Raw genomic sequence first — 12687 nt, 5'->3', positions numbered from 1 at the left:
TCACTTCTGTCATTTTTTCTTTTGATCTAGTGTACTAAGCCTTGTATCTTGTTTATACCACGCAGGTTGCAGATGACATTTCCGAGTATCTAAAAGCGTGATTAGGCTGATGGAAAATTTTGAAATAGCAGCAAATGAGGTAGAGGATGACCGATTTATTTGATTTAGAACATATATGGCATCCCTATACTTCGATGTTAAATCCATTGCCAACCTTTAAAGTTAAACGTGCCTACGGTGCGACCATTGAATTAGAAGATGGTCGAACTTTGGTTGATGGCATGTCGTCATGGTGGTGTGCCATTCATGGTTATAACCACTCTGAACTAAACCAAGCGGTTACAGATCAATTGCAGAACATGGCGCATATCATGTTTGGTGGTCTGACCCATGAACCTGCAATTGAATTAGGCAAATTATTATTAAAAATCACGCCACCGAGCTTGGATAAGATTTTCTACGCAGACTCAGGTTCTGTTTCGGTTGAAGTTGCTTTAAAAATGGCAGTGCAGTATTGGGCTGCATTGCATCAACCTGAGAAAACCAACTTTATTACCACCCGTTCTGGTTATCATGGTGATACCTGGAATGCAATGTCGGTGTGTGACCCAGTCACAGGAATGCATCAGATTTTTGGGACAAGTTTACCCAATCGAATTTTTGTTCCCGCGCCACAAAGTCGTTTTGATGGCGAATGGAATCCGCAAGATATTCAACAACTCAAACAACAGATCGAACAACATCATCACACTATTGCTGCCCTGATTATTGAGCCGATTGTGCAGGGTGCAGGCGGGATGCGTTTTTATCATCCTGAATATTTGCGCCAAGCCAAAGCATTGTGTGAGCAATACAATTTACTGTTGATCTTTGATGAGATTGCCACAGGTTTTGGGCGTACAGGTAAAATGTTTGCTTGGGAACATGCGCAAGTTGAACCTGACATTATGTGTATTGGGAAGGGCTTAACTGGCGGCTATATGACGCTGTCTGCGACCCTAACCACCAAGGAAGTGGCTGAAAGCATTAGTCGTGGTGAAGCGGGTGTGTTTATGCATGGCCCAACCTTTATGGCAAATCCACTGGCCTGTGCGGTTGCTTTAAGAAGTACTCAACTGCTGATAGAACAGGATTGGCAATCCAATATTCAACGGCTTGAAAAAATTCTTGCTGAGCAGTTAAATGATTTAGCACAGCTCGATCATGTTGCTGATGTCCGTGTGTTAGGTGCGATCGGGGTCGTTGAATTAACCAGTAATGTCGATATGAAAACCTTGCAGCAACAGTTCGTTGAACGGGGTATTTGGGTGCGGCCATTTGGTAAATTAGTTTATGTGATGCCGCCGTATGTGATCACGGATGATGAACTCCATTATTTATTAGCACAGATGAGCGAAGTGGTGAAAAATATGCAAGGAGCAAATGCCAATGTCTTTCCTTGATCATTATGCCGAGCAGCTTGAGCAACTTAAACAGCAAGGTAATTTTCGCCAATTTACTGCAAATCAACAGCTGGGAAAATGGATCACCATTCAAGATCGAAGCATGTTGAATCTGGCATCCAATGATTATTTAGGTTTGGCCGCTGATTTAAGTTTAAGAGAAGAATTTCTGGATACGCTGAAAATTGAACGAGCACTTTTTAGTTCATCTTCATCACGCTTGCTTACAGGCAATTTTGCAGAATATGAGCAATTTGAAAATAGCCTAAGCAAAGCATTTGGTCGCACGGCCTTACTCTTTAATAGCGGTTATCACATGAATATCGGTCTTTTGCCTGCCTTGGCCGATAGCAAAACCGTGATTCTGGCCGATAAACTGGTACATGCCAGTATGATTGATGGGATTCGATTATCGACTGCTCAATATGTGCGTTATCGTCATAATGATTTGCAACATCTGGAACAGTTATTGCAAAAGTATCACCAAGATGAGCAAGTTGAACGCATTATTGTGGTGACTGAAAGTATTTTTAGTATGGATGGCGATGAGACTGATTTGGCAGCATTGGCACAGTTAAAACAGCGCTTTGCCAAAACCATGTTGTATGTCGATGAAGCCCATGCGATTGGGGTCAGGGGTGAGCAGGGTCTGGGCTGTGCCGAACAATATGGCGTATTGGATCAGATTGATTTCTTGGTTGGAACCTTTGGTAAGGCAATTGCGTCTGTGGGTGGCTATATCATTTGTGATTCAATCATCCGTGACTATCTGATCAATAAAATGCGTCCATTGATTTTCAGCACGGCTTTACCACCGATCTCGATGGCATGGTCAGATTTTATTTTTAATAAAGTATTGAGCATGCAGCAGCAGCGTCAGCACTTGACTGAGATCAGTCAGTATTTACAACAGGCGGTAATTGCAAAAGGTTTCTCCAGTCCATCCAGCAGCCATATTGTTCCGATTATCGTAGGTGAAAGCCAAGCGGCCATTGAAAAAGCACGCTATGTGCAGCAACAAGGGTTTTATGCCATGCCAGTACGCCCACCAACAGTGCCACAGAATAGTTCACGCTTGCGTATTTCCTTGACTTCTTTGGTGCAAAAAGCTGAATTGGAACAATTGGTGGAGTGTTTGTGAGCATCAATAAAGCATTGGTTGCACGACGTTTTGCCAAAGCAGGGCAAAGCTATGTTGAGCATGCTGTGGTACAAAAGCAAATTAGTGCGCAGTTATTTGAATACCTTAAAGTGTATTGTCCGCAAAACTTGGATTCAGTCCTAGAGATTGGCTGTGGTTCAGGCAATCTCACCTATTTATGTGAGTCTTATTTTCAGGTTGAGCAACTGTTCTTAAATGATTTATATGCAGATGTCGATCAGCATTTTCTAAATCTTAAACATGTAAATTGGCTGATTGGTGATATTGAACAACTGGCATTACCTCAAGGCTTGGATGCGGTGATTTCCAGTTCAGCATTGCAATGGATGATGGATCTGCCTGCATTATTACGGCGGATTCACAGTGCCTTACAACCCAATGCATATTTTGGTTTTTCTACTTTTGGGCCAGATAATCTCACTGAAATTAAACAGCTGACTGGACAAGGTTTAATTTATATTGATCATGATGTACTGAAACGGTACTTGGAACAGCAAGGCTTTGAAGTATTGTTCATCGCGCAAGAACTGAAGCAGGTTTATTTTGATCATCCCAAATCGGTATTGCAGCATTTAAAAGCGACAGGGGTAACCGCAACAGCTCAGTCACATCGCTGGACCAAGCAATCCTTGCAGCAGTTTTATTTAGATTATCAACAGTTTTATGATGAACAGGGTTTCCGCCTGACTTATGATCCGATTTATGTGATTGCACGGAGAGCAGAGTCATTATCTTTAGGAAATGAGTAGGATTATGCCAGATCGGTTAACGTCCAGACATAATATTGTGCATGGTTATTTTGCATTGAGCATAAGTTTAATGTTTCTGGTGTTTTCTGCTTTCTTCTGGACAATGGTTTGCTTGATTTTGGGTGTTTTACTGATCAGCTTAGGATATATACGCATCTGGAAAAAAGACCAAATCCCCAATCTGATTATTGAAGGGATAGTTTTAATGATGATTTTGTTGTCTTTTGGGTTGGCGAGCTGGATAACAGATTATATGAACCAAAATGCGCCGCGAAAAGCCATGTGTGGTTGGGCTAAAAATATTAAGAAATCCGGCAGAAGCAGTGGTCAGTTTTTATTACGAAATGAGCAGAATAGTCAAATTTTCCCTTATACCTACCAGATACAAGACTATGCAGGTAGTGAAATCTGTATTGAATATTCTTTAGATCAGCGTTTGAGTGATTATCCTTATATTCATGAAATTTACCCTCAAAGTTCGATAACTCAGGGAAAGGAGATTAAATAGATGAGTCGTATTTATTTTGTCAGCGGTATTGATACTGAAATTGGTAAAACATATGCCACAGGCTATCTCGCCAAACTTTGGACCGAGCAAGGGCTACGTGTTATTACTCAGAAATTAGTACAAACAGGTAATGTAGATATCTCAGAAGATATCGAAAAACACCGTGAAATTATGGGCAGTGGCTGGTTTCAGGAAGATCACGAAAAGCTGACCATGCCTGAAATTTTTAGTTATCCTGCCTCACCACATTTAGCCACACGTCTGGATGGACGTGATCTGGATTTTGCCAAAATCGAGGCAGCGACTAAGGAACTTGCCCAACGTTTTGAGGTGGTGCTGTTAGAAGGTGCAGGTGGTTTGATGGTGCCTTTAACTACAGAGATGTTGACCATTGATTATATTGCTCAGCATCAATTTCCTGTGATTTTGGTGACTTCTGGACGTTTGGGCAGTATTAACCATACTTTATTGAGTTTAGAAGCATTAAAGCAGCGTGGTTTGAGTTTGCATGCTTTGGTGTATAACTTAAAGGATGAGTCGAAAGATCCAGTTATTTCGAAAGATACCGCAGATTATTTAAAAGCTTATTTGGCAAAGCATTTTCCTGATGCTCAATGGATTGAGTTGGAAAAGTTTAAATAACTTAAATTTTAATTAGAATCAAAATAGTGGCTCTTCACAGAGTCTCGCTGAGTTCAAGCTAAAGTTAGGGATAAACCACTATGTCTTGCGCTTCAGTTGAAATATATTTCAACTTCGTTCAGGTTCGCCCTACTTTGGTTTCGCCCAAAGTAGGCAAAGGCATTGTCATCTACAAAACCTGTTCTCTCTCCGTTCTTGTTTTTATTATTTCGCAGAAACAATATATTGCAAAATTCACGCAGGTTGTGGATGACGTTTCCGAGTATCATATTTCATCTGAGAGTTTCGATTTTATAAAAGTAAGGCCTAAAATGAACAAGAAAAATAAATTAGCTCTATCCATTTTATTTGGATTTTTGATTCCAGTCTCAACAACTCATGCTGCTGTGCCAACAGATAAAACCATCATTAGTTGGATCACCAACTTACAAGATTCAAATGCCAATCCTCCTCAAGCCATTCAGATTGATTCTACCGAAGCCGTAAAACTGATCTCAGGGGAAGAAGCCTATTTATCGGGCGTGAGTTTTGAAAATGCGGGACGGAATTTTTGGGCTGGTTATGTATTAACCCGTCCCAAATTAAAACAGGCTCGAATCTTAAAAGAGTTTGGTGGTCAATCGAATAGCTTTAAAGTACATCCAACCGTTTATAAAGGTAAGCCGATTCAACTGATCGAAATTGAAAGCGCGGGCTCAGGACAGGGCACGGTTGAATCGAGTAAAAGTCTAGTTTATTTAAATCAATGGAGTACTAAGCTGATTACAAGAGTAGAAGAATCTTCTTATAACGGGCGCTATGATGAAAAACTAGGTGCAGAAGATTGTCGTACGGGACGAGAGAACTCTGGCTATTTAAATGTGATGCCTTATTCACCTTATGTCATTCGAACCACAGTGACGGGGGATGCTTGTAATAACAAACCGCAAGGCTATAAAGTAAGTAGTAAGCTTATTCCGATCATGATCAGTGAAATAAAATAAAAAAGCAACAAGCGAACTTGTTAGCACAGGAGTAGACTCTCATTATGAGAATAGTTTCTTGTTTTTATTATGTAGTTATTACTGACGATACCGATTTTAGTGACATTGGTTTGTTGAGCTAATGCCATCACCTTCCAGAAGCAAAATGGATTGAGTTGGAAAAGTTTTAGTCTCATCCTTGAATGACGTTATAGTTTTTCATTTTCCAACAAGCTTTGCGCCAACGAAATTTCGGCATTATAGGCCGTTTTATTCTGGGGCTGGGGCAGTTTTATTTGAGGTGGGATACCCAAACGATCGACATCTTTGATGCCTAAATTGACATAAGTTCCTGCATAACTTAAGTAGATTTTATTGGATGGTGTCAATTTTTCAAGCATGTTAGATGCTGCGATAGTGCCATAAGTATTTTGCCCCATCGTGATGACCTTGGGGTTTTGTTTTACAGTTAAGATAAATTGCTCACATGAGCTTCCACATTCTGAACTCATCAAAATCACTATTTTTTTAGGTTGGGCTAAAGCTTCTTTTTTGTTAATGGTTTGTCTAATTTCATTTGTATCAAATAGACTGACCCAACGCCAAGGTTGTGTTCGCATTTTTGCAGTGATTGCATCATTCCATTTGTTATGTGAAGCACTGTTCAATAATGTTTTATAGATTGCCCATGCTTTAATATTCTCTGGGGTAGAGAACATTTTAGGTGACTGAAACCAGTACTCATGCTGACCTAATAATTGTATTAAAGGGAAATAATTTGAATCATTACCACCGTTATTTTCACGGACATCAATAATGATATAGGGGGCAGTACGAATATTATCCTGATTTTTCTGAATGACTTTTTCTAGTTTTTGTTTCATTCCCTCTCGAAAAGAGGTGACTTTGATATAAGACGTTAATTCAGATAGTTGTTGAGTTTCTATTAAACTTTGATCTGAACTTGAATTTGTGCTGACATGAAAGCCATGAAAGATTGATTGATCTGATGCTCTAAGGTGTCCTTTACGTATCGAGCGTAAAAAAGGCTCAATGATTACAGTACAGTCTTTAACTGTTTTAATTTGGGTCATTTTATTTTGCTGTGTTTTGAATAACCTATTGATAATATCTGGATATTGTTTCCATTCATCCGCATGAATGCCTGCATCATTTTCTAATAAAAAATTTGCAATAAAATTAAAATCTTGTTGGCACTGCTCATTGGTGAATGTGGCGCCAGTCGTTGCTGTATGTGCAAGGCTAGCACAGGCAGTGAGTAATAATGCAATACCGTTTTTTTTCATGATTAATTAAAAGACACGTATTTGATGTTTGTTTTATCTAAAATGTTGTTGGGGCTGGATGAATGAAATGTACTTTTTATAGACACCCTCATTTAATAAAAATCACTATAATTTCACATATGAATATGGAAAATATAACTGATTTGAAAGGGTTTTAATTAACTAAAACAATTGATATATATAATTTTTTTTAATAATAAAGGCGTATTGCTGAATGAGCATAAAGGGCAATAAAAAAAGCTAACAAGCGAACTTGTTAGCGCAGGAGTAAACTCTCATTATGAGAATAGTTTCTTGTTTTTATTATTTAGTTATTACTGACGATACCGATTTTAGTGACATTGGTTTGTTGAGCCAGCGCCATCACCATTGCAATATTTTTATATTCCGCCTGAGCATCTGGTTTAAATTTAATTTGATCCTGATCGGCTTTTTGGGCCACAGATTCGAATAAAACCTTAAGTGCCTGACGATCTGCAACCGCTTGATCATTCCAGAAAATATGTCCTTGTGCATCGACACGCAGGTTAATCGTTTCTGGTGGCTTCTGATCTGTTGGTGGTGGCGGTGTACCATTCGGCAAATTAATGTTAATGGCATTATTTGGAATCGGGATGGTGATAATGAACATAATCAGCAGCACCAGCATGACATCAATCAGTGGTGTCATATTGACGTCAAGCATCACCTCATCTTCATCCTTTTTTGAACCTACATTCATACCCATCTGTGGTTCCTCCTGTTATTGTGCGGAAGCAGGCGGAGTAGTGACAAATGCAATTTTGCCAATCCCAGCTTGTTGAGTTGTACTAATCACTTGATCAATTGCTTCATAGTGCGTCAATTGATCACCACGAATATGAACCTCAGGTTGTGGACGCTTTTGTGCTTCAACTTGTAAACGTGCGAGTAGGGTTTCCTTATTTGCAACGTGTTGTTCATTCCAAAAAATATCCCCTGTTTTATTCACTGAAAGCTGGATATTTTGTGGGGTGGTGGCATAAGGCGTATTTTTCTCTTCTGGGAGTTTAACTGGAACGGTATGCGTGACCACTGGAACCGTGATTAAAAAGATAATCAGCAGCACCAGCATGATGTCGACCAGCGGTGTCGTATTAATCGTCCCAATGACTTCATCGTCACTTTGATCAGAATTTATCATCATGCCCATAGCATTCTTCCTTATTTAAGATCACGGTCTGGGTGATTGCGATTTAAATCACCGCTGAGTAATACCGCATGTAAATCCGAACCAAAGGAGCGAACATTGTCCATTACGGCTTTATTACGACGAGTTAACCAGTTGTAGCCCAGTACCGCAGGCACTGCGACAGCCAAACCAATCGCCGTCATAATTAAGGCTTCGCCCACAGGGCCTGCTACTTTATCAATCGATGCTTGGCCTGAAATACCAATCGCGGTCAGCGCATGATAAATTCCCCAAACTGTTCCAAATAATCCTACGAAGGGTGCTGTTGACCCAACGGTTGCAAGGAAGGCCAAGCCATTACTGAGATGACTTTGTACTTTTTCGATAGCACGTTGAATAGAAATGGTCACCCATGTGTTGAAATCAATACGCTCTAATAAGGTGCCATCGTGATGTTTGGTCGAACGAATGCCTTTTTCAGCAATATAACGATAGCTACTATTGCTATTTAAGCTTTCTGCTGCGCTATTCAGCGATTCTGCTTCCCAGAAATGACGTTCCGCTTCTGTGCCATGACGCTTGATTTTACTTTGCTGAAACACTTTAGACAGAATGATGTACCACGTACCAATTGACATCAGCACTAGGATGAATAAAGTCGATTTTGCAACTAAATCACCTTCGCGCCAGAGGGCTTCCAAGCCATAAGGGTTATGTACTTTTTCCACTGTTGCAGGTAATGGTGGTGGTGTCGGTGCAGCTTGTGCAGTCGCATCGGTACTGGTTGTGGTAATGGCGGTGGTCTGCGTAGTTTCATCAGCCCAAACAGCTGCAACTGGAAGTAAGGTCGTTCCTGCAATGAGACCAATTGCCGCGATTCTAGAAATACGTTTTGCTGTGTTTTTCATTTTAAATTCTCCAAAAATTTGTTTGTTCAATGCTTTTCTTTAGGAAATCGTGAATGGATATTCGATTTCGTACCAGTCTTGTTGTGGTACACCGTCTTTCATGGCTGGTTTAAATGTGCACAAGCTATAGGCTTTGACCGCTGCTTTATCCAGACTTTTACTACCACTCGATTTTTTTACTTTTGAGTCAATCACTTTACCTGAGCCATCGACCAGTACCCGAATACGCACCGTACCTTCTTCTTCATTCATCAAGGCTTCACGTGGATATTCAGGCTTTTGGCAACCTGCTTCACCTTCAGAAACACCACGCGAGATCCCCGCAGGTTTTGGAGGCGGAGCTGCAGCTGCTACGGGGGCTGATGGTGCAGCAGCAACAGGGCTTGGACTTGCAGTAGCAGGCGCGGGTGTTGGTGTCGCCACGGCTGTTTTAGTCGGTTGGGCAGGTGCTGGTTTTTGCACAGGGGTGACTTTCTCCACCTGTTTCGGTGGGTCAGGCATCTTGGCCACTTTTTCGACCATCTTCGGTGGTTCTGGGGGCTTTTCTTTCGGTTTAGGTTCCTCAGGTTTTGGCGGCGGTGGTGGTTTGATGTCCTGAATAATCTGTAGCTCTACAGGTTTATCGACAGGCTTGCTAAAGTCTGTCGCTAAACTTGTCATCAGAATATAGGCGATAATGAGATGTAGAAATAACACCAGACCAATGCCGACTAGGCGTTTGGCGGGTTGATTTTCATTCTCAGAAAAGGGGATGCCCATAATTACTCCTGAAATTACAATCATGGATTCACCATCGTTTGGAGGATGAGACCAATTAAAAAATTGATACTGACCACTTTAATTTTTGATGAATCAGAGGATTGCGGTAAACCACTACGACAGAACAAGAGTCATGCCGTAGTGACGAAACGTATTAAAATTTGTAGGTGCCACGGGCGAAGTAGGTACGGCCTGTTGGATCGCTAAAACGTGGATCATAGCCATACTGGAAGTTAGTCACTGTATTGGAAACCGTTGGTTCTTCATCAAACAGATTCTTAATACCAAGTGTTAAATCTAGATTTTTAAAGCCTTTATAGGTTCCTGAAACGTTATAAACGGTATAGTCACTGACACGATGATTCTTATAACCATCAGCAAGATTGTCCGAGTTTTGATCTTTGTAGCCACTTGTGAATTGTTGCTGGAAATTCAGAGCCCAATTTTCGTAATACCAATTTAGGTTTGCCACATGTTTCCAGCGAATTGTTGGTCCGCCATTGCTGATCGGGCTATTATCTTGATATGCCCCTAGGTTGCTAAACCATTCACCATTTTTCTCGGTTTGGTAATCGTATTTCGTGATATAGGTTCCATCAATACCAAAACCAAAACGTCCAGTTGAGGTCATGGGCGTGAGATAATTTAAGCCTAGATCAAAACCTTCTGTTTTTATATTCCCCATGTTTTGCATGGTGGTAATGAGATAGTCAATGGAGCCATCTGTCTTACGGACAAATTTATCTTGATATTTGTTTGGATCTGCAAAAATAGCGGCAGAATCTAGGGCAGAAATCTGATTTTTGATTTCAATATTGTAGTAATCCAAAGAGAACACAAGATTTTTGATTGGTTCAAGTACAAATCCTGCGGTAACCGAGGTTGACTTCTCAGGCTCTAACTCTTTATTTCCCCCTTGCATACGATCGAATTGCTGATTACAGTCACGAGCCTCACTACCGCCAGCGGCAACTTTACCCCCTGGGCATAAAATTGGGTCACTGTTATTTGGTGATAAAGTTCGACTATTGGTTTTATTGATTTCATATAAGGTTGGTGCACGGAAGCCTGTGCTGTACGAAGTACGGAACATGAGTTGTTTAAGTGGTTCCCAACGTAAAGCAATTTTTGGATTAAAGGTATCACCGACATCACTATAGTTGTCGTAGCGCGCTGCAATTTGTGCTTCTAACGTTTTATGTAGTGGGATTTGTAGTTCGGTAAATACTGATGAGATATCGCGCTTGCCTTCTTGATGTGGATTATTAGGATCAGTTCCAAGGCTTGGTAAGCGAGCAGCAAGATCTGAATTTACAGTAGAATCCCACTTGTCATGGCGGAAACTGCCACCAAATGCGAAACCAACATCACCAGCAGGTAAGGTATAAATTGGTCGGCTTGCAGTAAAGTCGACTGTACTGGATTCTAATTTTGCTTTGTTATAATCTCCTGAAAGTGAGAGTTTGTTCCAAAGATTCGGATCATCTCCAGCCGCCTGTGGCCCAAATGGATTAAGTTGGCCTGCATCTAAAGCTGATTGCACAGCCGCTTTATCTAAATATCCACTGGTTGCTGTTTCTGTGACTGCATTACGTGCGTAGCTGACACCTGTATTGATATCCCAACCATATGCTTCACCTTCAATACCTACAAAAACTCGATGAGATTCATTCTCTGTATCACTAATACGGTTACCAGCTTGTGAGCGTAGTGAGAGTAGAAGTGGTTCACCACTGAGGTTAGCAACAGCAGGTACGAAACCATTCCCTGGATAATATTTACTATTTTTGCCAAGGCTCACTTTATTATTGCCGTTATAGACATCGGGTGCGACTGATGTTGAGACCTTATTGTTGGCATAAACATATTCACCAATGGCGTTGAAGTTATTATTTAGCTTCAGCGTTAAACGGCCCATCGCGGAAATATCTTCTGTTTTCGGCACAATCCCGATCATGTTTTGCGTGTTAAGTAGACAAACTTTACCAAGTGCTTCAGTACCTGCATAACCGCCACAGCCTGTTGCTGCATAAGGATTTCCACTGGTTCCATTTTTAGAATCAACGAAATTGGCAGGGAACGAGGCTGAACTTCGTGTATCAAGACCAAGTTCGGGAATCAGGCTGCCTTTTGCGCTAATCTTTCTATCCTTAGCCATGATGTCATTGCCATGGCGATAATCAACCACACCAAATACATTAAAACCATTGTCTTCAAGGTCGCCATAGCCACCAAAAATACTGATGTCTTGAGTATCACCACCTTTATGTTCAGGTTGGGTAAGGCCACCACTGATATTTAATCCAGTGAATTGTTTCTTGGTAATAAAGTTGATGACTCCACCAATGGCATCGGTACCATAAATTGCAGAAGCACCATCACGGACGATCTCGATCCGTTCAAGCATGGCCAGTGGAATCACATTTAAATTGGTTACACCACTATCAAATGCACTTGCAGCCAAACGGCGACCATTGAGTAAAATCAATGTTTTATTTTCGCCAACTCCTCGTAAATTGGCTGTTGCTCCTGCAGTACCAGAGTGTCCGACGTTTTGTGAAGTAACAAAACCTGCTTGGTTGGCCGTAATTTTAGTGAGTGCTTCTTCTGTTGTGGTTATCCCTTGTTTTAGAATCTCATCAACCTTGACGACTGTGATCGGTGAAGCACTCTGTGCTGCAACGCCTTTAATGGAAGAACCTGTAACTGCAACTTTTACAACTTTGGCTACTTTTTCCTCGGATGATGATTCTGCCTCAGCAGCGTGAGCCATGGTTAAACACAACATACTTAAACTAAGTGTACTGAGTTTGAGTATGGTTTTGCCCGCTTTTGGCAGAGCAGTTGGTTGAGCGAAGTTGGCTTTTTTCATTGATTATTTAACCCCTAAATGGATTGCCACTCTAAAAATTCAATAAATCCGTTTTAGCAAGAGCTGTGCCAAACCCTATTTTTAGATTTTGCTTAATGTAGAATAAAATGTGTAAAAGTGTTTTAGTTTTTATATATAAGCTTTTCATATTTTTACTAAATATTAAAAATGTTGAAATAATTTCAGATGTCGCCTAGTTAACATAAACTTCCAGATAAGGTATGAT

12 protein-coding genes are annotated in these 12687 nt (G+C 40.7%); 6 read left to right on the top strand and 6 right to left on the bottom strand.

The annotated features are described in order from the left end of the window. Positions 1-146 precede the first annotated feature (146 nt). The 6 genes from bioA to F895_RS0118815 all read left to right on the top strand — a co-directional run bounded on the left by bioA (position 147) and on the right by F895_RS0118815 (position 5486). The gene (gene bioA / locus F895_RS14935; protein WP_005239337.1) at positions 147-1442 is read left to right on the top strand and encodes an adenosylmethionine--8-amino-7-oxononanoate transaminase; all 1296 of its coding nucleotides are present in this window, start codon (positions 147-149) and stop codon (positions 1440-1442) included. Beyond that, the gene (locus F895_RS14940; protein ID WP_005239334.1) at positions 1429-2583 is read left to right on the top strand and encodes an 8-amino-7-oxononanoate synthase; all 1155 of its coding nucleotides are present in this window, start codon (positions 1429-1431) and stop codon (positions 2581-2583) included. The genes bioA and F895_RS14940 overlap by 14 nt, the downstream gene beginning before the upstream one ends. Beyond that, positions 2580-3353, top strand: a complete 774-nt coding sequence (bioC, locus tag F895_RS14945) for a malonyl-ACP O-methyltransferase BioC (RefSeq protein WP_005239332.1) — start codon at positions 2580-2582, stop codon at positions 3351-3353. The genes F895_RS14940 and bioC overlap by 4 nt, the downstream gene beginning before the upstream one ends. A gap of 4 nt (positions 3354-3357) precedes the next feature. Then, entirely contained in the window at positions 3358-3861 is a 504-nt protein-coding gene (locus F895_RS14950) for a hypothetical protein (protein ID WP_005239330.1), read from the top strand. Next, a complete protein-coding gene (gene bioD / locus F895_RS14955) occupies positions 3862-4503 on the top strand; it encodes a dethiobiotin synthase (protein ID WP_005239328.1) in 642 nt (213 codons plus the stop codon). 311 nt (positions 4504-4814) lie between these two features. Continuing rightward, positions 4815-5486, top strand: a complete 672-nt coding sequence (locus F895_RS0118815; protein ID WP_010589903.1) for a hypothetical protein — start codon at positions 4815-4817, stop codon at positions 5484-5486. 188 nt (positions 5487-5674) lie between these two features. Here F895_RS0118815 and F895_RS14960 read toward each other — a convergent pair whose 3' ends face one another. The 6 genes from F895_RS14960 to F895_RS14985 all read right to left on the bottom strand — a co-directional run bounded on the left by F895_RS14960 (position 5675) and on the right by F895_RS14985 (position 12461). Further along, on the bottom strand, positions 5675-6559 hold the full coding sequence (locus tag F895_RS14960) for a S41 family peptidase (protein WP_227501363.1): 885 nt from the start codon (positions 6557-6559) through the stop codon (positions 5675-5677). Positions 6560-7079: 520 nt separating this feature from the next. Further along, on the bottom strand, positions 7080-7499 hold the full coding sequence (locus F895_RS14965; protein WP_005239324.1) for an ExbD/TolR family protein: 420 nt from the start codon (positions 7497-7499) through the stop codon (positions 7080-7082). A 15-nt stretch (positions 7500-7514) separates the two neighbouring features. Then, the gene (locus F895_RS14970; protein WP_005239323.1) at positions 7515-7943 is read right to left on the bottom strand and encodes an ExbD/TolR family protein; all 429 of its coding nucleotides are present in this window, start codon (positions 7941-7943) and stop codon (positions 7515-7517) included. An 11-nt stretch (positions 7944-7954) separates the two neighbouring features. Next, complete coding sequence (locus F895_RS14975; protein ID WP_005239322.1) at positions 7955-8830, bottom strand: MotA/TolQ/ExbB proton channel family protein; 876 nt, start codon at positions 8828-8830, stop codon at positions 7955-7957. A gap of 39 nt (positions 8831-8869) precedes the next feature. Continuing rightward, the gene (locus F895_RS14980) at positions 8870-9589 is read right to left on the bottom strand and encodes a TonB family protein (protein WP_005239321.1); all 720 of its coding nucleotides are present in this window, start codon (positions 9587-9589) and stop codon (positions 8870-8872) included. Positions 9590-9743: 154 nt separating this feature from the next. Beyond that, complete coding sequence (locus F895_RS14985; RefSeq protein WP_005239320.1) at positions 9744-12461, bottom strand: TonB-dependent receptor; 2718 nt, start codon at positions 12459-12461, stop codon at positions 9744-9746. Between the last annotated feature and the right edge of the window lie 226 nt (positions 12462-12687).

It is taken from the genome of Acinetobacter sp. CIP 64.2, from assembly GCF_000369645.1.
Classification (GTDB): Bacteria; Pseudomonadota; Gammaproteobacteria; order Pseudomonadales; family Moraxellaceae; genus Acinetobacter.
Note: the sequence above shows the minus strand (reverse complement) of the source record. Positions and strands in the feature narration are given on the sequence as shown.